At 47.2% G+C, this 23,551-nt stretch carries 24 protein-coding genes; 5 read left to right on the plus strand and 19 right to left on the minus strand.

Annotation, left to right across the window (positions count from 1 at the left end; all coding sequences use genetic code 11):
* Nucleotides 1–37 precede the first annotated feature (37 nt).
* From dapA to ZMTM_RS09925, 3 genes are all read left to right on the plus strand, one after another.
* Nucleotides 38–910, plus strand: a complete 873-nt coding sequence (dapA, locus tag ZMTM_RS09915) for a 4-hydroxy-tetrahydrodipicolinate synthase (protein ID WP_221763700.1) — start codon at nt 38–40, stop codon at nt 908–910.
* A 182-nt stretch (nt 911–1,092) separates the two neighbouring features.
* Nucleotides 1,093–2,379, plus strand: coding sequence for an outer membrane protein assembly factor BamC (gene bamC / locus ZMTM_RS09920; RefSeq protein WP_221765680.1), 1,287 nt, complete (start codon nt 1,093–1,095; stop codon nt 2,377–2,379).
* On the plus strand, nt 2,379–3,152 hold the full coding sequence (locus tag ZMTM_RS09925) for an MBL fold metallo-hydrolase (RefSeq protein WP_221763701.1): 774 nt from the start codon (nt 2,379–2,381) through the stop codon (nt 3,150–3,152). The genes bamC and ZMTM_RS09925 overlap by 1 nt, the downstream gene beginning before the upstream one ends.
* A 110-nt stretch (nt 3,153–3,262) precedes the next feature.
* Here ZMTM_RS09925 and ZMTM_RS09930 read toward each other — a convergent pair whose 3' ends face one another.
* The 4 genes from ZMTM_RS09930 to ZMTM_RS09945 form a co-directional block, all read right to left on the minus strand.
* Nucleotides 3,263–3,481: a hypothetical protein gene (locus ZMTM_RS09930; protein ID WP_221763702.1), complete on the minus strand. Its 219-nt coding sequence runs from the start codon at nt 3,479–3,481 to the stop codon at nt 3,263–3,265.
* A 215-nt stretch (nt 3,482–3,696) separates the two neighbouring features.
* Nucleotides 3,697–4,518: a secretin N-terminal domain-containing protein gene (locus ZMTM_RS09935; protein ID WP_404804662.1), complete on the minus strand. Its 822-nt coding sequence runs from the start codon at nt 4,516–4,518 to the stop codon at nt 3,697–3,699.
* A 9-nt stretch (nt 4,519–4,527) separates the two neighbouring features.
* The gene (locus tag ZMTM_RS09940) at nt 4,528–5,028 is read right to left on the minus strand and encodes a DUF7931 domain-containing protein (protein WP_221763703.1); all 501 of its coding nucleotides are present in this window, start codon (nt 5,026–5,028) and stop codon (nt 4,528–4,530) included.
* An 8-nt stretch (nt 5,029–5,036) separates the two neighbouring features.
* Entirely contained in the window at nt 5,037–6,203 is a 1,167-nt protein-coding gene (locus ZMTM_RS09945; protein ID WP_221763704.1) for a cupin domain-containing protein, read from the minus strand.
* Between the two features lie 77 nt (nt 6,204–6,280).
* Here ZMTM_RS09945 and ZMTM_RS09950 point away from each other — a divergent pair, with 77 nt between their 5' ends.
* A complete protein-coding gene (locus tag ZMTM_RS09950) occupies nt 6,281–6,742 on the plus strand; it encodes a peroxiredoxin (protein WP_221763705.1) in 462 nt (153 codons plus the stop codon).
* A gap of 18 nt (nt 6,743–6,760) precedes the next feature.
* Nucleotides 6,761–7,240, plus strand: coding sequence for an FKBP-type peptidyl-prolyl cis-trans isomerase (locus ZMTM_RS09955; protein ID WP_221763706.1), 480 nt, complete (start codon nt 6,761–6,763; stop codon nt 7,238–7,240).
* 87 nt (nt 7,241–7,327) lie between these two features.
* On the opposite strand, the gene ZMTM_RS09960 is transcribed toward ZMTM_RS09955, so the two are convergent.
* The 15 genes from ZMTM_RS09960 to ZMTM_RS10030 all read right to left on the minus strand — a co-directional run bounded on the left by ZMTM_RS09960 (nt 7,328) and on the right by ZMTM_RS10030 (nt 23,495).
* Complete coding sequence (locus ZMTM_RS09960) at nt 7,328–7,813, minus strand: GNAT family N-acetyltransferase (RefSeq protein WP_221763707.1); 486 nt, start codon at nt 7,811–7,813, stop codon at nt 7,328–7,330.
* A gap of 251 nt (nt 7,814–8,064) precedes the next feature.
* Nucleotides 8,065–10,590, minus strand: a complete 2,526-nt coding sequence (gene mutS / locus ZMTM_RS09965) for a DNA mismatch repair protein MutS (RefSeq protein WP_221765682.1) — start codon at nt 10,588–10,590, stop codon at nt 8,065–8,067.
* 342 nt (nt 10,591–10,932) lie between these two features.
* On the minus strand, nt 10,933–11,433 hold the full coding sequence (locus tag ZMTM_RS09970; RefSeq protein ID WP_221763708.1) for a type II secretion system protein: 501 nt from the start codon (nt 11,431–11,433) through the stop codon (nt 10,933–10,935).
* Complete coding sequence (locus ZMTM_RS09975; RefSeq protein ID WP_221763709.1) at nt 11,420–11,818, minus strand: type II secretion system protein; 399 nt, start codon at nt 11,816–11,818, stop codon at nt 11,420–11,422. Before ZMTM_RS09975 ends, ZMTM_RS09970 begins: the two co-directional genes overlap by 14 nt.
* Entirely contained in the window at nt 11,818–12,303 is a 486-nt protein-coding gene (locus ZMTM_RS09980; RefSeq protein WP_221763710.1) for a type II secretion system protein, read from the minus strand. Before ZMTM_RS09980 ends, ZMTM_RS09975 begins: the two co-directional genes overlap by 1 nt.
* A 1-nt stretch (nt 12,304) precedes the next feature.
* Nucleotides 12,305–14,275, minus strand: a complete 1,971-nt coding sequence (locus tag ZMTM_RS09985; protein ID WP_225907010.1) for a secretin N-terminal domain-containing protein — start codon at nt 14,273–14,275, stop codon at nt 12,305–12,307.
* Nucleotides 14,272–14,799: a hypothetical protein gene (locus tag ZMTM_RS09990; RefSeq protein ID WP_221763711.1), complete on the minus strand. Its 528-nt coding sequence runs from the start codon at nt 14,797–14,799 to the stop codon at nt 14,272–14,274. The genes ZMTM_RS09985 and ZMTM_RS09990 overlap by 4 nt, the downstream gene beginning before the upstream one ends.
* A 6-nt stretch (nt 14,800–14,805) precedes the next feature.
* The gene (pilO, locus tag ZMTM_RS09995) at nt 14,806–15,378 is read right to left on the minus strand and encodes a type 4a pilus biogenesis protein PilO (RefSeq protein ID WP_221763712.1); all 573 of its coding nucleotides are present in this window, start codon (nt 15,376–15,378) and stop codon (nt 14,806–14,808) included.
* Nucleotides 15,366–15,905, minus strand: coding sequence for a hypothetical protein (locus ZMTM_RS10000; RefSeq protein WP_221763713.1), 540 nt, complete (start codon nt 15,903–15,905; stop codon nt 15,366–15,368). Before ZMTM_RS10000 ends, pilO begins: the two co-directional genes overlap by 13 nt.
* Before the next feature lie 7 nt (nt 15,906–15,912).
* Complete coding sequence (locus tag ZMTM_RS10005; RefSeq protein WP_221763714.1) at nt 15,913–16,764, minus strand: hypothetical protein; 852 nt, start codon at nt 16,762–16,764, stop codon at nt 15,913–15,915.
* A gap of 7 nt (nt 16,765–16,771) precedes the next feature.
* On the minus strand, nt 16,772–18,466 hold the full coding sequence (locus ZMTM_RS10010; RefSeq protein WP_221765684.1) for a GspE/PulE family protein: 1,695 nt from the start codon (nt 18,464–18,466) through the stop codon (nt 16,772–16,774).
* Nucleotides 18,467–18,489: 23 nt separating this feature from the next.
* Nucleotides 18,490–19,677, minus strand: a complete 1,188-nt coding sequence (locus ZMTM_RS10015; RefSeq protein WP_221763715.1) for a type II secretion system F family protein — start codon at nt 19,675–19,677, stop codon at nt 18,490–18,492.
* Nucleotides 19,678–19,761: 84 nt separating this feature from the next.
* Nucleotides 19,762–20,187, minus strand: coding sequence for a type II secretion system major pseudopilin GspG (gene gspG / locus ZMTM_RS10020; protein ID WP_221763716.1), 426 nt, complete (start codon nt 20,185–20,187; stop codon nt 19,762–19,764).
* Nucleotides 20,174–22,366, minus strand: coding sequence for a tetratricopeptide repeat protein (locus ZMTM_RS10025; RefSeq protein WP_221763717.1), 2,193 nt, complete (start codon nt 22,364–22,366; stop codon nt 20,174–20,176). The genes gspG and ZMTM_RS10025 overlap by 14 nt, the downstream gene beginning before the upstream one ends.
* A 94-nt stretch (nt 22,367–22,460) precedes the next feature.
* Complete coding sequence (locus ZMTM_RS10030; RefSeq protein ID WP_221763718.1) at nt 22,461–23,495, minus strand: hypothetical protein; 1,035 nt, start codon at nt 23,493–23,495, stop codon at nt 22,461–22,463.
* Nucleotides 23,496–23,551: the final 56 nt, after the last annotated feature.

Consider the following 23,551-nt stretch of genomic DNA (forward strand, 5'->3'; position numbering starts at 1 on the left):
TTAATTCACGGGTCAGGTTACTCGGGTCAGGTTACTCATGCTGCAAGGCAGTCTTGTTGCCATCGTCACTCCTATGCATGCGGATGGCGGCTTGGATATCAACAGTTTACGCAAGCTGATCGACTTTCATGTCGATGCTGGCACCGATGGTATTGTGATTGTCGGCACCACTGGTGAATCACCAACAGTAGATGTTGAAGAACATTGCCTGCTGATCAAAACCACCATTGAGCAAGTAGCTGGCCGTGTGCCTGTAATCGCTGGCACTGGCGCGAACTCAACACGTGAAGCCATAGAACTTACGCAAAAAGCCAAAACATTGGGCGCAGACGCCTGCCTGCTGGTTGCCCCTTATTACAACAAGCCTACGCAAGAAGGCTTGTACCAACACTATCGCGCAGTAGCTGAAGCCGTTGATATTCCGCAAATACTGTATAACGTACCTGGTCGCACTGGCTGCGACATCCTGAATGACACTGCAATCAGGCTCGCTGCAATTCCAAATATTATTGGTATTAAAGACGCCACTGGTAGCATTGAACGCGGTACTGATTTACTACTGCGTGCACCAAAAGATTTCCTAATTTACAGTGGCGATGATGCCAGTGGTTTGGCACTGCTGTTACTTGGCGCGCATGGGGTTATTTCTGTCACGGCAAACGTTGCGCCAAAGCTCATGCATGAGATGTTTGTCACTGCGATGACTGGCAAGGTGCAAGAAGCACGAGTGATCAACGCAAAATTATTTGCGTTGCACCAAAAACTATTCATAGAAGCCAACCCGATTCCCGTGAAATGGGTGTTGCAAGAAATGGGCTTGATCGGCGCTGGTATTCGTTTGCCGCTGGTCACATTGTCTTCACAACATCATGATACTTTGCGCAAGGCAATGGCTGCTGCTGGCCTCTGACAATACTTTACATATTGAGTCATCGCCAAAACAAGTAATTACAGTTTAAAATCAAGCTCTAAATCCAGACTTAATCAATTAACACATATTAAATACTATATAAAAGTGAAGAGAATCGTAAAGTGAAGAGAATCGTAGAGTTGAAAGAACGCATGCCAAGAATTACTCCGCATTCCACAGTGATGAGAAACATTGCACTCGCCTCGCTCTTCGCATTTGGCCTCTCGGCTTGTGACTCTATTCCATTCATTGATACATCTTCTGATTACAAAGCGGCTGGGCGTGCCCGTCCACTTGAAGTGCCACCTGACCTGACCTCAATCTCAAGCAGCGACACCTACACAGTGCCTGGTGGCTCCACCACTTACTCTAGCTACAGCCAAAATCAAGCGGATCAAGTTGTCGGCGAGCCAAAGATTCTTCAAAACCCAGACAACGTAAAACTAGAGCGTGCAGGTTCGCAACGCTGGTTGGTAGTTCAGGCTGCGCCAGAAAAAGTGTGGCCAGTAATTCGCGAGTTCTGGTCTGAGCTTGGCTTTGCTGTACGTGTTGAAAACCCTGAAACTGGGGTGATGGAAACAGAATGGGTAGATCCATCCAGCCTGACCAAAGACGACAACGGCAATTATCTGGACAAGTTCCAAGGCTGGTTAGATAAGCTGAATACCCTACAAACGAGACAAAAATTCCGCACACGTCTTGACCGCGGTAAAGACGACAACACCACTGAAATTTATCTTAGCCATCGTTCAGTCAGTGATGCTCAAGATGATGGCAAGGAACGCACTGTGACTACCCTCGGGACAGTAGAGGGTGGCTATAAAAACCCATTGGCTCGCAGCAAAAAAGAAGAAGCCCGCGCCGACGCTGAAGATATTGATGCAGAGTTGATGCGTCGCCTGATGGTTAGACTTGGCGTGGAAGAACAAAAATCACGTTCAATCCTCACCACAGCAAGCACTGAAATGCGCGCAAAACTGACTAAAGATAGCGATGGCACACTTAACCTGATCGCGAATGACCCATTTGACCGTGCATGGCGTCGTGTAGGCTTGGCACTCGATAGAATCGGCTTTGTGGTAGAAGACAAAGACCGTTCTAACGGTTTGTTCTACGTACGCTATTCAGATGTGGATATAGACGATACGCCACCACCAAAAGAAAAAAAGGGCCTACTCGATAAGCTGAAGTTCTGGGGCGACGATGATAAAAAGCCTGCTGAGGACAATACTGACACCGCGGAACCAGTAGTCGCTAAAAAAGATGAGAAAAGCCTTGCTGACAAGCTTAAATTCTGGGGTGGTGATACCAAAGACAAAACCAATCCAGAAAAACAATATCGCATCAGTATCGATGAAAATGATGGCGGCACTTCTTCAACGATTAGCGTAGTTAACAAGGAAGGCAAGCGCGTGAAATCAGCCACCGCCAATCGCATCATTAGTTTGCTTTATGACCAGTTGAAATAATGCGATTCGCTTCCCTCGGTAGCGGTAGTGCTGGCAATGGCTTGTTAGTTGAACACCAGCAAACTACGCTACTGATGGATTGCGGCTTTGGTATACGTGATTCGGTAAATCGCTTAGAACGTCTTGGGGTTACGCCAGAGTCGCTCACTGGCATTCTGGTCACACATGAGCATGATGACCATGCTGGCGGTGTATTCAAATTAGCGAATAAATATCGCATTCCCGTCTGGCTGACCCATGGTACTTACAAAATGGTCGAACGGCTTTTGCCTGACAACCACCAAATTGCCATTCATGTGATTGATAGCCATCAGCTATTTTCAATAGGCGATATTCAAGTCCAACCTTTCCCCGTGCCACATGATGCGCGCGAACCAGTGCAATATGTATTCAGCAATGGTGACAAAAAGCTAGGTGTACTCACCGACACTGGCACTTCTACACCTCACATCGAAGCAATGCTGAATGCATGCGATGCTCTCTTACTTGAGTGTAATCATGATTTGGATATGCTAATGAATGGCCCTTATACATGGACATTAAAACAGCGAGTCAGCAGCCGACTAGGGCATTTAGATAATCAAAGTTCTGCGGGCATTCTGGATAAAATAGATACAAGCAAATTACAGCACCTGATTGCTGCGCATTTAAGTGCTAAAAATAATTCGCAGGCATTAGTTAAAAAAGTACTGTCTGAGGTATTAAATTGCGAAGAGGATTGGATAGGGATTGCAGATCAGGATGTTGGATTTACATGGCGACAAATTGCCTAGCAAAAGAACCTAAAACTAGCTGAAAATTAAGCGTTACAAAAACAAAAAGCCGACTAAAAGTCGGCTTTTTGTTTAAGCATTACACAAGCGCCAGTAAATGGCGCTTAGTATTACTTAGCGTCAGTTGCTGGAGCAGCTGGAGCGTCAGCAGCAGGTGCAGCTGGAGCGTCAGCGGCTGGAGCTTCAGCAGGAGCTGGAGTAGCTTCAGGAGCTGGTGCTGGAGCAGCAGGAGCTTCCATTGCTGGAGCTTCAGCAGGAGCTTCTTCTTTAGGACCACAAGCGGTAAGACCAAGAGCTAGCAGAGCAGCGAACAGTACGGAACGTGTCATTTTTGTTTCCCTTAACAATGAAGTCGATAAATTTTAAAGTTCTTTACGACAACGCCCTTTGGCGCTACCGATTGCAGAAAATTCTACCATCTCCGAGAAAAAAAACCAGCCTTTTTCTGCAAGTTAGTTTAGTTTTCTTGAAATTGTCTTAATTCTGCCTATTTTGCAGCCCAAACAAACAAGAATCTGGCGTTTAAAGCCACTTCCAAGCGCTTTCATTCTTCCACTTTGATCATGAGTCTGGATTGTTGGCTAGCACTGCTGCCTTGGCCACTTAAAATAGCGCGGCTGACATTATCGCGTGTTTGCATAGTGCCACCAAGATCGAACCATTGCCCAAGCGTCACGCGCACAACGGTCGACAAGGCCTGAAAATCAATAACATCACCGCTGCTTATGCTTGAAATCCGTGGGCTGACCTCTAATTCAACTTGCCCGCCAATCATACGAGGCCTGACTGCAAACCCTGTCGTAATGTCTTGGTAGACTGTAGCTTGTTGAACATGCGCATATTGCTGAGTCCATACAACCCACTGTTGCGTAAATGGTACAGATTGCCCTACACGAATAAATGCACTGCCGCCATCGCTTACCGTAATAAATTCACTGCCTGATTGGCTGATAGCATTTTGCTGTTGCCCAATATCAATCTCTAGGTTGTCTTGACCATATCCTCTGCTAGGGCGGCCAAGATTGATATCTGTGTTACCAATTCGCGCATTACCACTTACCCCAGCCTGATTGCTATTGCTCTGACGCATATCTTCATGGCTGATGGTAATACGCAGGTTTTTTCTAACACTATCGAGCGTTGCAACGATCTGCTCGATCATCGCCATACGCTCTGGCGAGGCACGCACTAGCAACTGGTTATCAATGCCACTCACATTACCGTCATCGCCCACCATAGGCTGGATAGTAGGGATCACATCTGACGCAAATCGATGTTGTAGGGTAATAATATTGAATTCTAAGGCCTGCGCGCAAAGGCAGTATAGAAAAAGGCAAAGAAAAATACTCACTCTTTTAAGCATCATGCGGCCTTTTTACAAACCCAAACTGGTGGGCGAAATTGTGTGGCTAGTCGCTTGTAGCAATTCTTCGAATCGCATATTCAGCATGGCCGACGTATCAATATCATTCAACGCATATTTAAACCGCGCCTGATCAATGTGAAACCTGCGGATGTAGTGCGCCTGATCAGCAATCACAAAACAATCCTTAGCCACTTTAGCCTCTTCATTAGTTTGATACACCGTCATGCTATGGCCGTAGATTTCAAGCAAGCCGAAAAGGCGCGGACAAGACTGCATAAAGTAGGATGCATCATGCACAATCACTGTCAGCTTGTTAGTTCGACTCTTTGCCAAAAAAGTGCGGATCAACTCCGTACGCTTGATGCTTGCATAATCGCCGCGGGCTAAGTCCTGATCAAATATCAGCAACTCACGCTCAGCCTGCGCAATCACAATATCAATCGCTGCTTGGTAATCACGCTCTCCTAACAATATGGCGTTCTGGGAAAGTTGATCATTGCTTTCATCCATAGCAACTCCTATCTCTTTTTGCTCTCTACATAGCCAGCCAAGTACCAGTGATAAAGTATTTGAATCAGTGTGTCATCCTCAATATTAGCCAATTCAGTGGATGAAATAAAACGCTGGTCAGCCAGTTTCTTCAAAACATCTGAAGAATCCTTTGAAAGCTGGCAATGCTCTCCATTCATAAAAAAACTTTCATCATGAAACAACATCTGGCTTTTAAGACTTAATTGCAGACCATATTTTCTTAATCGATCAATAAAGGTTTTTTCGCTAATTTTAGCGGATGGCTCAAATACCACGTCTGGCTTGGGCTCCGATAAATAACGCCCCAAAAACTGAGCGACATCTGATTCATCCCATTTAATCTGCTGCAATATCGCACTGACTTTTTGCGTCATGGATGGGCTGATTTCTGCGGGGTGCGTTTGCAACCCCAAATCATCGTCAGCATACATACCTTCGAACTTCTTAGTCTCCTGTAAATAAGCCAAAAACTCACTCGCCAATTCGGCCGCAGAAGGCGCACGGAAACCGATTGAATAGGTCATGCAATCACCCATGGCAATGCCCCAATGGGCAAGCTTGGGTGGCAAATACAACATATCTCCAGGCTCTAGCAGCCATTCCTGCTGGGTTTCAAAGTTTTGCAGTATGCGCAAAGGCGCATCTGGCACTAATGTATGGTCATCCTGCTCACTAATGCGCCACAAACGCTGCCCCTGCCCTTGCAGCAAAAATACATCATACGAGTCCAGATGCGGGCCAACACCGCCACCATCAGGTGCATAGCTCACCATCAGGTCATCCAGCCGAGCATGGGGAATAAAATTAAACAGGCTCAACAATTCAGCCGCTTCTGGCAGATGATGATTCACACCTTGCACCAGCAAGGTCCAATTCTTTTTGGGTAATTTCAGGAAATCATCTTCATCAAAAACACCATGTTTCACCTGCCATTTTTTAGGCTGTTGAATGACCAAGCGCGATTGCACATCATCCTCGCAAGCCAATCCAGCAAGCTCCTCTGGGCCTAATAGACCTGTAAATTCAGATATAGCGCCACGAATCAGCAAAGGCTTTTTCTGCCAGTATTCTGCCAAAAATTGCTCAGCGCTGATATTGCCGAGTAAGGCCAATGGCTGAGCGTTAAATGCTTGGGTTTCAGGTGTTTTTTTCATGTCAGTATCATAGCGCATTGCGAATTATGGATAGAAATAGGTTAGAATTTAACCCAATTCATTGCCACAAGAAACATATGCTGCAGCTTGGTTCACATGCCCCGGATTTTTCATTACCAGATGCTGACATGGAAATGTTCAAGCTCTCCAAACTGCGCGGAAAGAATGTTGTCCTCTATTTTTACCCCAAAGATGACACCCCTGGCTGCACCTTGGAAGCCATTGAATTCAGCGACCTTGAGGATGAATTCATCAAGGCCAATGCATTGGTAGTAGGCGTCAGCAAAGATGATTGCATTAGCCACGCCGCATTTCGTGATAAACACGGTTTGGCTGTGAGCTTACTGGCCGATAGCGAAGGTAAAATCTGTGAGAAATACGGCGTTTGGCAGGAAAAAGAAAAAGATGGTATTCGCAAAATGGGCATCGTCCGCTCTACTTTTGTGATTGATAGCACGGGTACACTGCGCCAGATGCAATATGGTGTTGTTGCCAAAGGCCATGCGGCCGAAATACTCAATTTTGTTAAAACACTCTAAATTTAAGGTACTTAGACCATGCAAATCTCTATGAACACCGTTGTCTCCATGACATATGAACTACGCAACTCTGATGGCGAAGTGCTCGAATCAAGCCAGGAGCCTGTGACTTACCTGCATGGCGGCTACGACAATATTTTCCCGCGTGTAGAAGAAGAACTACACGGCAAGTCAGTCGGTGATGTGGTTGAAATCACGCTTGAGCCAGCCGATGCATTCGGTGAATACGATGAAGAACTGGTGCAAATCGAACCAGCTACCGCATTCCCTAGCAAAGACATCAAAGTTGGCCAGCAGTTTGAAGGTGAAGACGATACTGGCGAAGTGATTCTCTACACCATCACCAATATCGAAGACGGCAAAGTAGTCGTTGATGGCAACCACCCATGGGCTGGTGAGCGCGTATTATTCAAAGCAAGCATTACTGCGGTGCGCTCAGCCAGCAAAGAAGAAGTAGAGCACGAACATGTCCATGGCGCTGGTGGGCATCATCACTAATTTGTAGCTCAGGCTCCAATGTAAAAAAGCACTCTGATGGGTGCTTTTTTATTAGCTGCAATCTGCAGGATATTTCTCAGGAACTCACTAATCTAACTCTTTGAACATCACCAACGCATCTATATAGCCAAGAGCTGGGTGATTGAATGCCCGAGGTAATATTCCTATAGTATTAAAACCAATAGATTTCCATAGTGCTACCGCACGAACATTCGAACTCACCACAAAATTAAACTGCATGGCTAAGTATCCCTTGGACTTTGCATACTCCAATGAGTGTTCACACATCTTGCGTGCTATCCCACGGCCAGATGCATGTGCTGCGGTGATATATCCACAATTGCATACGTGACTACCGCCACCTGCCTGATTAGTTCGGATGTAATACGTACCAAGGATATCGCCATCTTGTTCCAAGACAAATATTGTTTTGTCAGGGCCAAACCAGTAGTCGATGGCAGCGCCTCTACCTATATTTGAATCTATAGCATAGGTTTCACCTGCTCGAAATACGGGTTCGATGATGGACCAGATTAAGGGTTTATCTTTTTCAGTAGCAATTCTGATGTTCATTTTGACTCTTCATTGCACGTTAGAAACCCACAGCGCACTCTATTCAGATAGCAATATCTGCTTTATAAACCAGAATAAAATAAAGGCCACATCTGGGCAGATTAACAAACCTTGCCTGATGCAGCCTTAGAACTACCAACGGGGAGATGAGTAGTTATGGTTACTTTAAGGCCACTTTGTAAGTGGTTTATGTCGCTGACGTAACAATCCGTATATTTGTGTAAAAGAGTATTGCTGGAGAATACTTGCTACTACAGCAATGTTTTGAGCTTATATAGCATCTCCAACGCCTGTTTAGGCGTCAGTTCATCAGGCTCTATCGTTTCCAGTTCGCTGATTACAGGGTGCGATACTAGCTCTGGTACTTGTTCAGCAGAGACGAACATATCGCCTTGTGCGCTTGGGCTTTGCTGGGCAATCTGGTTGAGTTCGAGTTGCGCCAGTTTGCGCTTGGCAGAGGTGACCACAGATTTGGGAATACCCGCCAGCTGGGCGACTTGCAGGCCGTAGCTTTGGCTGGCTGGGCCTTCTTCCACACTGTGCAAAAATACAATATTGCTGGCGTGTTCAACCGCATCCAGATGCACATTGGCGGCCTGTTTGTAGTCTTCGGTGATTCTGGTCAGCTCAAAATAATGGGTGGCAAATAGCGTGTAGCTACGGTTTTTCTCTAGTAGTTGTTTCGCTACCGCCCAGGCCAGTGCCAAACCATCAAAAGTAGAAGTGCCGCGACCGATTTCATCCAGCAATACCAAACTATGTTCTGTGGCGTTGTGCAGAATATTGGCGGTTTCGGTCATTTCCACCATGAAGGTGGAGCGACCACCAGCGAGGTCATCCGATGCGCCGATGCGGGTAAAGATGCGATCTATATTACCGATTTTGGCAGTAGCTGCAGGTACAAAACAGCCGCAGTGCGCCAGTAACACAATCAGCGCCGTTTGCCGCATGTAGGTGGATTTACCGCCCATATTGGGCCCGGTAATCAGCAGCAACTGGCGATAAGGCGTAAGCGTGACATCGTTGGCGATAAATGGCTGCGCAATCTGCTCAACTACGGGGTGACGACCAGCAGTGATGGCAATGCCAGCCTCGCTGGTAAACTCTGGCTGCACATAATTCAAGGCATTTGCACGTTCGGCGAATGTGTTGAGCACATCCAGCGCGGCAACACCGAGGGCATTTTTTTGCAAGGCGGCGATGTAAGGCGCGAGTTGATCAAGTAGCAAGTCGTAAAGATATTTCTCACGAGCCAGCGCACGATCATTGGCAGAGAGCACTTTGTCTTCAAACACTTTGAGCTCTGGCGTAATAAAACGCTCGGCATTTTTAAGTGTTTGGCGGCGGCGATATTCAGCGGGAGCAGACTCCGCCTGCGCGCGGCTGATCTCGATGTAAAAGCCATGCACGCTGTTGTATTCGACCTTGAGATTATTGAGGCCAGTACGCGCTTTTTCTTCAGCCTCAAACTTTAGCAAAAACTCACCACAATTGGTTTGTATGCTACGCAGCTCATCCAGTTCAGCATCAAAGCCATCGACGATCACCCCGCCTTCACGCAATACGGATGAGGGTTCTGGCTTGATGGCGCCTTGGATAAGCCCGATTAATACTTGTGGCGTTTCAATCTCTTCTGCCAGTCGCTTGAGTAATGGAGATGTCGTATTTGCGAGCGCGGCCTGCAACAAAGGTAGCTGACTCAAGCTCTCGCGCAAACCAGATAAATCGCGTGGCCTTGCGGTTTTTAATGCAATACGCGCGGTGATGCGCTCGATATCGCCTATTGGTCGCAATAGACTTCTTAGCGATGCATCATCGCCAAGCAAGATGCGCACAGCTTCATGACGGGCAGTAATATTGGCGTGATCGCGCATTGGGTGATGCAACCAATGTCGCAGAAGGCGCGCACCCATCGCAGTTTGCGTGTTGTCTAGCAGTGAATATAAAGTCGGTGAAGATTCACCGCGTAAAGTCTGGTCAATTTCCAGATTACGTCGAGTGGCGGCATCCAGCTGAACATAGCTGCTAGATTGCTCCACCGAAAGGCCGTTGATATGTGGCAAGGTCGTGCGCTGGGTGTGCTTGATGTAGTCCAACAAAGCACCCGCTGCGCTGATGGCAGGGCTTAAATCGGCACAACCGTAGCCGTCAAGATCATAGGTGTTGAATTGTTTGGTTAGGCTTTGCTTGGCGGAATCGAGATCAAATTGCCACGGTGCTAGGCGCTTTTTAGGGCATTTAACAGCATCCAACGCGGCATGCGAAAAATCATCCGCATGCAGAATCTCCGCTGGGCTAATCCGTTCCAACTCTTGTAAAAGCAAGCCTGGTGCGATTTCATTCAGCACAAACTGACCAGATGCGAGGTTGATGCGTGCCAGCCCCAGCAAGCCTTCAACCGCATAAATCGCGAGCAATAAATTATCGCGCCGCTCATCAAGTAAGGCGCTATCAGTGAGTGTTCCCGGAGTTAATATGCGGGCGACTTGCCGCTCTACAGGGCCCTTGCTGGTAGCAGGATCGCCAATCTGCTCGCAAATCGCGACCGCTTCACCCAGCTTGGTCAGCTTGGCTAGATACTGCTCTGCAGCGTGATATGGCACACCCGCCATCTTGATCGGCTCGCCATTCGAGGCGCCGCGCTTGGTGAGCGTAATGCCCAGAAGGCGCGAGGCCTTTTCGGCATCTTCATGGAACAACTCATAAAAATCGCCCATGCGATAAAACAGCAGCATATCTGGGTACTGCGCCTTGATGCCTAAATACTGGCGCATCATCGGTGTGTGCTGTTCACCACTCCCTGATTTATCGTTTATTTCTTTGTTTTTACTCAATGATTTACTTTTCACTATTGTCAGAGACGAGCTCATCTGAACCCATGTAAACCCAACATTTTGTAGCCCATGAGTAACCCAGAAAGTTTTTAGGTTTCCCGTAGCAAAATTGGGCTACAAAATAAATTATCTGAGAAATTAATTCGAAAGATTGAAATTGTAGTGAATTTTACTTTAACCTGGCATTTATGAGTGGACTATTACAGTCGATGTAGCCATCAGCTCAGATTGAGTTAGCTCTAGGTAGCTACTTTCGCGGTGGACATTACTTAATTCTGCTGAAACTTAAATATCAAGTTCCGGGGAATACGCAAAGATCCAATCCCCATAACTTTTTTTGTTCTCGAATAACTTATAAATCGGGCGGAAATTTGCCACTTTATAGGGGATTCCACCGCTAAGGCTATAAATGCCCATAATGCCGCCACTGGGGCTTTCTAGCACGCCCCAGTTTTTTTGGCCTGTCATTGGGTCACTGTAAATTTGCCTTAAATATCGCTTGGGGATAGGGAAACGGTCATCTTTTAGCAAAGCTGCTAATGACCGTGGATATTGTTTGATTGGGCCAGGGGTCTGCTTGTAATACTGACCTATTGCTAATCGCATCTTGCTACCTACTTTTAGTAACTCTTGCTCACGATCATGTTTACGCGCTTCGCTCCAGAGTGCGCCAGCCTCTCCAAGCATAATTCCCACGATTAACAACATCACCAAAACTCCAAGCAATATGGCGCCAGACTGTGCATGCGGGTTCTTTCTGCTTGCTGCAAACTTACCAATCAGCATAGTTGCTACCATCCTGGGCTATAGCTGGAGAACCGCTGTGAATGTCATAAATAGAACCATTAACTTCAAGGCTAACTGGCGGCGTAACCACCCAGGTACTGTTGCTGCCAGTGATAGGGTCTTCTGGTATCGTACGTAAATATTTCTTGTTGACCAGATCATCCAAAGTATCCGGATAATTACCAGTATCACTGTAGTACTTATCTATGGCATCCCGCATTCCTATCAGGTCATGCTTCAGCGTGGTTTCTTTTGAGCGTTCCACGGTTTCAAAATACCTGGGCGCGACCATACTCAGCAGCGTAGCGATGATCGCCAACACCACCAGGACTTCTATCAAGGTGAAACCCTCGGCAGTATTAAAGCCAGCATGTTTGTTTTGCATCACCATGCGCTGTATGGCCGATTATCTAGGCCCATCTCTTTAGAATAAGAATGCACGTCATACACGTCATTGCCTTCTTTGGGTTCCTCAAAAGAACTGGCATAGCTGCGCTTCATCCAGGTTTGTTCTGCAGATAATTCGCTGTCACGAGCAAAAGGGTCACGGGGAATTTGCCGCAAGAAATAGAGTTTTTTCTTCTTTGGGTCTTTGGTATTTTCAACGCCTTGCACCAGTATCTTTAGTGATGGTGGATAGCCAGTGATATTGGCGTTGCGACGAATCAGGCCATCATCGTAAGCCTGTTTGTAGGCATCAATCGCATCACGTATCTGCCATAAATAGCGCTTCAACTCCTGTTCTTTGCTGCGTTTTACAGTGAGTTGCACCACAGGCGCGGCGGCAGTGACTATGAGGCCAAGAATCACCAACGCCACTAATAGTTCGATGATTGTAAAGCCTGAGACTTTGCTTTTAACTGCTTGCATATCAAGGCTTGGTGCCGCGATTATTGGGGTCTGCAACCTCTTGAACTGGTTGCATGACTGAATCAGCAAATGCTTTATCGGCCTGTGCACGGTCAGCCTGAATTTCCTGCGAGGTTTGCACAGGCACCACTTGCAGACTCACTGGCGCTGCCACATCTTGCTGCTTGCCCGATTTATTTACTCCGCGGTTGGCATCAATGCCTGATGGAAAGGTGGTATAGACCGAACCCACTGGACTGATATTGCTGAGAATGCGTGGCGTAATGAGCAGTACGATTTCCTTTTTCTGCTTGGTGCTGTTTTTATCGGCAAATAGGCCACCGATCAATGGCAAACCAGCCAAACCTGGAACCCTATTAGAGATGTATTGCTTGTCATCCCTGAACAAGCCAGCCAGCACTTGGGTTTCACCATCTTTAAGGCGTAGTACGGTATCAGCATTGCGGGTGCCTATGGTATAGGTCACAGTGCCAGAGCTTGTCCGTACTTGCCCTGTTTGATTACTGACTTCGAGGCCCACCTTGATGGAGACTTCATTATTGAGCAATATAGTCGGCTCAACATCCAGTTTGATCCCCACCTCAATATAGCTGACCGATTCAGAAACAAAACCAGTGGCATTGGCAATACTGGTAATAACGGGGATTCTGTCTCCAATATGAATCTTGGCTTTTTCACGATTTTTTACCCGGATATGTGGATTGGCCAAAAGATCAGTATCGGTATATTGATTCAACAGATTAAGCGCCAGCACAGGGTCGCTAATACTGAATACGCCAAAGCCGGAATTGAAATGTTGTAACTCGGTAAAGGTCAATTGCCCTGGTGTAGCGGCACCAGTCCCTGTGCTGGTAGTTGATTGACCTTTGACGCCGACGCTGACCTGATTGGGGTAAGTCATGCCCAAGGCTTCCAGGTTTTGGCGATTGATTTCCAGCACCTCTACTTCCAGCATCACTTCTGGGTCGGCCAAGTCTTGTGAGGTGATCAGCTTTTCTGCCGTCTTGATTGCGTCAGCAGTATCGCGCATCACTAGGGTGTTTAATTTCTCATCAATATAAATGTCCTTGGTTTTCACCACGGCCTTGACCATATTCATGGCGCGCTTAGCATCAATATTACCCAGGTAAAAGCTGCGCACGAATAACTCCTGATACTCCTGGCTACGGCTATTCGGGTAGATCAGCAAGGTGTTATCGTTCAGCACTTTTTTCTGTAATTGATTGGTGGTGAGGATTACTTGAATAGCATCTTCAATGGTGGTGTTTCTCACATAAATACTGATACGCTGGTCAGAGCGTAACTCCTGATCAAACGTAAAATTAATATTCGAAGCGCGGGAAATGAACTCAAAAACAGATTTGATTGGTATATCTTTAAATTCCAGCGTGATCGGTTTTTTGAATGCGGATTTGATTTCAGGTGTAGCTAGCTGCTTATCTATGCGCTGCTGTTCAATACTTTCGTACAAAGCACGCGCAGCCTGATTATTACTATTTTCGGCCAACACATCGCGAACGATATTTTGTGCGCCATCCAGGTCATTTTTGATGAATAAAGCTTGCGCTGAGGCCACCATTTTTTCATGCTTCATCCCTATGCCTAGCAGGCGTTCGCCTTCGAGTGCCCGCTGGTTTTGCGGGTTCTTCTCAAGCACTTGCTGATAAAGGATATCCGCATCGGCCCAGCGACGTTGCAGACGCAATTGATCGGCATTACTCAGTCGTTGCGCCTGCTGGTTATCCTGCTGATGCTGCAGATAGCTACGATATTCAATATTGTCAGGGTTATCCGCCACCAGCTGCTCTAGCTTGGTGATGCCTTCATTTGCCCGACCCGTATTGATCATGGTCTTTGCCTGCTCAAATAGCGGATCATCTTTTTTAGTGGGGACTGGTTGCGTAGCACAGGCTGTCAGCGTCAGCAGTAATAAAGACGTTCGTACCAGATTTAATCCACGGGCTTTGCTCAATTACTTTCTCCAATATCTAATGTGGCATCCATTTTTAATGGCAGGTAGCTCAGCAGCATCTGCGGTGGGTGGATGCTCTTAATACGCCATACCTGATCGATGACATCACCAATATGTACCGCCAGATTTCGTTCGCCTTCGGTCAAAAACACCATGTACTGGTCTCCCTCCATGAGTTTGCCTGCATACAGAAATGGCAAGGGCGGCATTTGTGGAATAGAGGCAGCAGAAGCCTGGGCCTGCATTTGCTCTCTGGCAGAGTGATCTAGGCTAAACAGGTCGCGTGGCTCAGTTGTGATTTGTGGTCGCTCTAATCCGCTAAATGCAGAGCTAGCGGCCTGTTCAGTGACAACTGGCTCAAGCTGTGCAGCTCTCGGGGCTTTTATCTCTGTGGAATGAGCGTGACTAGGCACTAATAAAGCCTCAGCTGGCTGGCCATCACTGCTTGCAACCCAGGCTGTCGCAGCGAGCGTGCAAACAAGTGCTATCCATATCCAATTCTTTTTAGCTGATTGAATGTTCATAGACTTTTACATAGCCCCACGAACGTTATCAGCAGTGGTATAAATAGAAAAACGCAATCTCGCTTCAACTTGTTCAGGGTTAGCTTCATCCCGCTTGAAACTGATTTCGCTCAATGCCACATTGGGCAGTGTATTCAGTACCTGAATGACGAATTTACGAATATCCAGATAGCGCCCGTGCATGGGCAAGGTCATTTGGTAACGTGTAAAAATAGCAGATGGGTTGCGCGCTGATTGGTATTCTGATTTCTCAGGTTCCACGCCCTGATCATTCGCCATAACCAGAATCTGTTGAAAGGCTTTTGGTGCTTGGTCTTCTGCGGGGAGTAACTTGTAGAAAGCATTTATGGAGGTTTGTGGTGAATTATCTGCTACATAATTAACCTGCTTTGGGCTTGCTTCACGTAGTGCTGCCTCGTGCTTGAGCTGCTCAAGCTGACCTTGTTTGGGTAATAGCATTGCCAGGATCAGAACAGCGCTGACTAATAAGAGAACCACACCCAGCAAGGATTGCCAGCCTACTAAACGTGTCCGATACACTACCTCAGCCCAAATGGCGGCGACCTTCAATGCTGCCATGTCGCCTCAATCACAAAACTAATCGGCAGCTCACGTCCGTCTTCGCTACGTTCATGTGTTAATAAAAACACATGACTGAGCAGTGACTGTTTTGTGAGCGCTGCAACGTAGTCAAACATGTCTTCAGTGCTGGCTGATTCAGCGGTAAGACGCAGTTTGTGTTGCTTGGGGTTGGGCTCAACCGTGAGCAACCTGACTTGCGGCATTTTCAGGCTTTCCAACATGCTAAATAGCTCATCCCATGGCAGCTTTAATTCGGCAATTGCGCCTTGCACCGCAATGAACTCATCACGTTTAGTTGAGTTCTCCTTACCTTGTAAACTCAACATATCACTGGTGATGCGCGGATGCTGGGCTTGATTCATCTCCAATTGCAGCTTGCTAATCTGTGTACCAATCTGTTGCAAGCTCACAATCACGATTGCGGTAACAACCACTCCAGTGATTAACAAAAGTAGCGTCCAAGGGCTTTGTTTAATCGCTGGCTGGCCGTGATCCAACTGGATATTTTTAAGCGATTTCATCATGTGATACTCAGGTGCGAATGGCTTGCTGGCTAATTGAATTGGGAGCTGAGCTAGCTTCCCAGCTGTCATTTTCAACACGGATCATCGGATGATCGAAGTTTTGAATAAGCGCTAGATTTTCGCTAGCTGAACCATGAAAACCGCGCGATACAAATACTGGCAGATCAGTGCTATCCAATCCACAGATGACAGATTCGCGCTTGATCAATGCACTGATTTGTTGAGCCATATCTGGTTCGGCCGCATAAGTTTTAACCGATACGAATGCACCTCCGCTAATCAGCGCAATACATAAACGCCCTGTTTCAAGTAGCACGAACCAGGTGGAATTTTGTGCGGCGGGAATTACGTCTTGCTTGGTTAGCTGATTGATGGCGATCATCAAGTGCGGTTGAATGTGCTGGCAATCCAGATTCACCTGCGTCATGACATCGCGTATAGCCGATAACAATCCCTGATCAATACCGCTCGCCAAGGCAGGCATATTCAACCCTGCGTCACTCATACGTAAATCCCACGACTTTGTAGATTCGCCATAGGCCAAAGTAAAGCAATGTTTTAGATAAGCCTGCTTTTCAACAGCGTTATTCAGCAGGCTATTCCAGGGAATCACCGCATAACGCACAAAATGATTCGATAACACAATCGTTGGTTTTACATCTCGCCATTGCGCGCCTTGCAATGCCAAACCAAGCGCAGCAATTGTTGATGTCCACTGATTGCCATCGTGGATTGGCGCGCATGGAATCACTGCTTGATGCAACACGCGCTTCTTGAATCTTCCAGTCAACCTCACCAAGGTAAGTTGTTGCGGATGGAGGAAAATCTGCACTTGGTCTTTTATGAGAAATTTGGACATAAGCAATTTAAGCGAGCGAAGTAACACGGTTGATCTCCTGTAGCGTAGTCTCACCGCGTTTTACCAATGCCAGTGCGCCTTCACGCATCATGCGCGTACCGTTAGCGCGAGCGGCTTCTTTTACTTTGCGGATGGGTTCTCTGCTCACGATAAGCTCACGGATTTCATCGTTAAAGCAGAGCAATTCAGCCACCGCTTTACGGCCTTTATAGCCAGTGCCGTGGCACTGCCCGCAGCCTTGCCCTTTGCGAAAACGGTATTCTTTAGAGGTTTCTGGCGTCAAACCTGATTTGAGAATTAGCTCTGCGTCCGGCTGATCATCCACCGCACAATGCGGGCAAATAATACGCACAAGGCGCTGAGCCAAAATGCCGTTGATGGCCGAAACAAAGCTATAGGGATCAACCTGCATATTGGTGAAACGGCCAATCACGTCAAACACATTATTGGCATGTACCGTGGTAAAGACCAGATGCCCAGTGAGTGCCGATTGCACGGCAATCTGTGCCGTCTCGGCATCGCGAATTTCGCCGACCATGATTTTGTCTGGGTCATGGCGCAGAATTGAGCGCAACCCGCGCGCAAAGGTCAGGCCTTTTTTCTCATTAACGGGAATCTGCATGACACCTGGTAACTGATATTCCACCGGGTCTTCAATCGTGACGATCTTGTCCTGGCCATTATTGATCTCGGAGATGATGCCGTAGAGCGTGGTAGTTTTACCGCTACCAGTCGGACCAGTCACCAGCAACATGCCGTAAGGCTCTTCTGCCAATAACCTGAAGCGCGCCATGATGGCTTCATCAAACCCGAGTACGTCCAAACTCAAACCACTGGCTTGGTCACTAATCGCTTTGCGGTCGAGAATACGCAGCACAGCATCTTCACCGAATACGGTAGGTATGATGGAGACCCGCAAATCCACTTCGCGACCCTGCACAATTACTTTAAAGCGGCCGTCTTGCGGCACGCGGCGTTCGGCAATATCAAGTTCGGACATAACCTTGATACGTGAGATGGTCTGTTCAGCCTGCACAATGCCCGCCACACTGCCCACCATATTGAGCACGCCATCAATGCGGTAACGAATCATCAAGCCGAGTGCATCAGTCTCCATGTGAATATCGCTAGCACCCGCTTTCAGGGCATCGTACAAAGTTGATCTCACCAGCTTTACCACTGCACTGGTATCTTCACTTATGGACTTCAGCGAAATATCTTCGATACCGATTGTGCTGGTTTGCGTAGATTGATGTTCTGGCAAAATGCCATCCATCGCCCGCATGCCCTCCTCAAAACGTGAGAGATAGGCTGCCAAGTCTTTACGGTGGGTAATCCCCCAGATCATGGGCTCCGTGATCAGTAAATCCATTTTCCCCTGCAAATAGCTGTCGAAGGGATTACCACACACCATGTGCAACAGGCCATCTTTATTGCGTAACGCAACACACTCAAGCTTACTTGCCTCGCTAAAAGACAACAGCTCAAAATCAGCCGCCATCGCATACAGTTGCAGCGCGCCAAACACGCGGTAATGCATCAGTTCGCCAAGCGCATTGATAAAGTGGTCAGCACTCAGGCCCGACATGTCTTCCAGCACATCCAGCAAAGGTTGGCCACTCTGACTGGCAAGACGTCTGGCCGATTCAACCTGGGCGACAGATAGCGTCTTGCCCATGTCAGCATCCATCTCTGTAACCATCAGGTCCGCTGAAGGGGTAACTATCACTGTATGCTCCCGGCAAGATCAAAAATCGGCATATACATCAGCACCACGACTACTCCGACCACCAAGCCGATAATCACCATAAGTAAAGGCTCAAGTAAGCGCGTCAACCAATCAACCGCGCGCGATATTTCTTCATCATAAAAAGCACCGATGCGTTCCATCATCTCGCCCATGCTGCCAGTGCCTTCGCCCACCCTCAGCATGCGTAATGCCACTGAAGTCGTCATGCCATGTTCTTCCATCGCAGATGAAAGCGACTGACCTTCACGCACTTGTTGCTCAACACTTGCGAGGCTGACACGCAGCGAAGGTTGTAATAAGGAAGAGACCATCTGCATGCCCGTAACCAGAGGAATACCACCACGCAATAACATACCCAGCGTGCGGTAAAAACGTGCCAGTTGATAAATACGCCAGGTCTCGCCAAATACCGGGATTCTAAGAATTTGCACCATCGCTGCCCGTCGCATGCTTTGCCTGCTGAGTAGGAAAGCAACAGACGCAGCAATCAAAATAGCGCCAAGCAAAACGCTGCTTCCGTGGTTTTGCAACAACTGCCCCCAGGCCAGCAAAACTTGCGACATGAAAGGCAAAGTAGTACCCGCGCTCTCGTAAATGGCACTGAATTTAGGGATCACGTAAGTCAGCAAAAACAAGATGACCAGCCCGCCAACCGCGAGCAATAAAACTGGATATATGGATGCCGTCACAATTTTCTTGCGCACTGCATCCACCTGCGACTGGTAGGTAACATGTCGGCTAAGGGCTTGTACCATATCGCCCGTGCGCTCGCTAGAGCGAATCAAGGCCACATACAGAGCGGGGAAAACCGCAGGAAATCGCTCCAGTGCGCCAGACAAAGGCAAGCCTTCAAACAAGGATTTCATGACTTGTTCCAACACTGTTCGCGATTCGGCTTGGTGCTCTTTTTCTGCGAGTGCTTCTATGGATTCAACCAAACTCAAACCAGAGTCCAGTAAGGCCAGCAATTCCTGACTGAACAACATCAAATTGAAATGCGAACGCGCAAACGGTTTAAATACAGAGACCTGGCCTAAAGCTTTGGCTGCCAGAACGCTATAGCCCTGTGCTTCGGCCAATAGCTGGGCCTGCAAAGAGTCGGTCGCATCCAGCGTCAAAGAAGCGATCTCTGCGCCACGCGCTACTTTCAGTTCAAATTTCATCGTCCACTACCTCCTCTCCATTCAGGGAGAGGGCTGGGGTGAGGATGGGAATGTGCCCATAAAAAGCCATGAGTGGAAAAGCCATCACTGCCAATTCACCACGTCAGCCGACTCATCGCTGCCGCCTGGCTGGCCATCTTTACCCCAAGACCATAGGTCATATTCACTGTGCTCACCTGGATATTTATATTGATAAGCCTTGCCCCAAGGGTCGTTTGGTACTGCCTTCTGTAAATAGGGGCCTTGCCATTTAGCCTCGTCAGAGGGCGCTGCATTTAAAGCAGCCATGCCTTGCTCTGTATTCGGATAGTGACCAGTATCGAGCCGATATTGATCTAGCGCCTTGCCCAGTGCATCAATCTGCGCGCGTGCTGTCTTAACTTCAGACTTACCAATTTGCGCAAAGTACTTAGGGCCAACGTAGCCAGCCAGTAACCCGATAATCACCATCACAACTAATAGCTCTAGCAGGGTAAAACCATACTGTTCAGCGTTTCTAAGCTTGTTCATTAACAACTTCTCCTAATCTTGCAAGTTCGTGATTCACTTGAGTAATGACTTCGGTCCAGTTACCTCGATTGCTCTGCCTGAATAAAGTGGCGCTTGGATACCAGGGAGAGTCCGTTCTCTCATGCAACCAGCGCCATTCCCCAGCAAAACACAGCAATATCCAGGTAGGTTTGCCTAGTGCACCAGCGAGATGAGCTGGTGCGGAATCTACAGTGATGACCAAATCAAGGGCGCTCATTACTGCAGAGGTTTCATCGAAATCAATCAACTCTTTATCCAATATGCGAACATTGTTGTGTGGCTTAAGCTGGTCACGCTCCTGTGCTGCCAGGTCTTGCTGTAACGTGACAAACTGGATCAAAGGGTTCGCCAAAATCAGTGGTATATATTCGGCTAGTGCAATTGAACGATTGCGATCATTTTTATGGCTTGAATTACCGCGCCAAACTAGGCCCACAGTAGCCACTGATGCTGAACTCAGTTGTTTCTTCCAATAACCAATACGCGCTGAATCAGCAATCAGATATGGCGTGGAATTAGGGATAGCTGCCTCAGAGAACGTCTTCATGGCTAAAGGCAGGCTCATGACTGGAATACGGTAGTCAAGATGCTCAGAAAAAACATTGCCTTCAAGTACATGAGCGCCTTGAAAGCTTCGGCTGACTAATTTACTTAATTGCGGCGGTGATTGAATCCAGCATTCCACGCCCTGCGCTTCCAGTAAATTAACGTAACGCAACATCTGGATAGCATCGCCAAAGCCTTGCTCAAACTGAATGAGCAGTTTCTTGCCTGCGATGGATTGATCTCCAAGCCATTGCGGATAGGATGTAACGGGAAGCTGTGTTGCGCCCTTTAATTGCCAGCGCATTTTGTAATCATGCCAACCATTTAGCCACTGACCATGCAACAGATAGATCAGACCACGATTCCATTGTGCTTCAGTAAAATCTGGCTGAATTGAAAGCGCTGATTCATATTGCTCCAAGGCCTCATCAAACTTCCTGAGTCTTGCCAATACAACACCAAAATTGTAAATCGCCCTTACATAGTCAGGCTTGATTGCTAATGCTTGCTGGTAGCAAACAATCGCATCTTCAACCTGTTCAAGTTCGTTGAGTGCATTTCCCCAACCGTTGTAAGCATCAGCAAAATCGTGATTAATGGATAACAGGCGTTTAAAGCAATCAATAGCCCGATCATACTGACCGACATCAATCAATGTATTACCCAGGTTGTTGAGCGCAATGAAATGATCTGGCTCTATAACTAGCGCTTTATTGTAAGCAGCAAAAGCCTCTTCAAAACGCTCCACTTCACTAAGTGCAACCCCCAGAGAATTATGGGCATCTGCAAAATCGGGGTTAATTGATAATGCCAACTCATAGTAAGGTAAAGCTTCATCAAAACGGTTAAGCGCATTCAGTGCATTGCCAAGTTTGAAGGCAGCTTCCACGTCTTGTCTTATTGCAAGCGCATCTTTATATGAAGAAATTGCTTCGTCAAATCGCCCCTGTTCGTTGAGGATATTGCCCAAGGCAATGTGCGCATCTGCATAATCCGGCCTAAAAGTAATCGCATTTTTAAACGATTCAATAGCCAGTTCTGTCAGCCCGAGTTCTTTACGCGCGACAGCAAGATTGTTGTGCGCATCTGCAAAATTCGGTTTAAGCCGAATCGCATGCTGATAAGCATCCACCGCCGCCTCAAAGTTCTTTTGTTCACCAAACGCAATCCCCAAGCCGTTATATGCCTGGGAGAAATCTGGGTGCAACAATAATGCTTGTTGGTAGCATGCAATTGCTTCATCTGTACGCTTCGATACATTAAAAACATTGCCCAAATTATTATAGGCATTCGCATAGTCTGGTTTGATGGATATCGCCTGTTGATATTCTGTAATCGCCTCATCAGAGTGGCCTAATTCTGAATAAACGTTACCTAAGTTGTAATGAGCTTCTGCATGATCAGGTTTAATTAAGATTGCCCGCTTGATTGAAGCCAGACCTTCTTGATAATTCTGCGTACGAATATAGGTCAATCCCACAAAATGCAAAGCGTCAGCATGATTAGGTATTTTCTTTAGAATTTTTCTGTACCCAGATCGTGCTTCCAGCATTCTTCCAGCATGAAAAAGCTGTAAAGATTGATCAAACAGGTTTTCTAAGGATTTAGACATGGTTAGATAAGTTTCAATAAATACACTTGGTTTAGAAACCTAGCGCTCAAGCAACCAGCGCTAGGTTTCCTTATGGCAATTACATCAGGTGAGATTAGTAATTGGCATTTGAAGAACTGCTTGGTACAAAACCAGTTGCAGTGATTTCAACCAGATCCGCTGTTTCTTGCCCAGACTGACGGAAACGCAAAGCACCAGCTAAGGTCAAACCATGTTCTGTACCAAGGCCATCAGTATAGAACCCTGTACTATCACAAGTAGCCTGTACATAGTATTCAGCAGATGAAGCTCTGGATGATCCGTCAGCATCGGCATAATTGACATCCGATGCGAACTCAACCCAATTGGTTCTGACTTGCGCAGATTGTTGTGAGGCTGTTGGTGTACCCATTGAAGTATTCCAAGCCGTAGTCAAACCATTGATAGTACCGCCAGGAATACCTGCACTTGTTGGTGCAGACATAGTTAAAGGTAAATCAATATAGCCCGCTGCCACTGTGACACCAGTGGCATCACTAGGATCAGCACGATGCTGTACTGAGGTAAATGACCGGCTAATGCGGAAAGCCACATCATCACCACTAGACGAAGTTGAATAGTAACCAGCAGAAAGTGCATTCGCATTATCTAGCGCTGCAAAACCACCACGTGCAATACCGTTCACCTCGAAAGTATCGACACCAGCATGACTATTCGTCCAATAATCAGTATTAGTCAAACTGATACGGGTACCATAAATACAACTAGTCTTGGCAGCATTACGCCAAACGTAATCCTTGACAGTACCAATCTGAATGGTTGAGCCGCTAGTATGTGTGGTATCACTAATCTTAAGGGCGCTAGTGCTGGAATCTACTAATGTATAGCCAGCGACTGGAGTAGCTGTAGAACTTGTTGGGAATACTGCGCATGTGTTATTTGCAAGGGTTGTAGGCCTGACAGTTGGATTGGTACTTGTATCTTCAGCTGAACCAAAGTTCCCCGTCGTGTTACAAAGAGTAGAAGCCGTGGTGCCGCCTGAGACCGTGAAACCAGCGGCAGGCAATGACACAAAACCTGTCGCCATCGCTTGTGCTGAGGCTAAGCCCAATGCCGCCATTACTGCTGCTTGAATTAAAGAGTTTCTCATTACATTCTCCTAAGTATTACAATAAGCAGGCATTTGTGGCTGCCCGCAACACCAAT

Source organism: Methyloradius palustris, assembly GCF_019703875.1.
Taxonomy (GTDB): Bacteria; Pseudomonadota; Gammaproteobacteria; order Burkholderiales; family Methylophilaceae; genus Methyloradius; species Methyloradius palustris.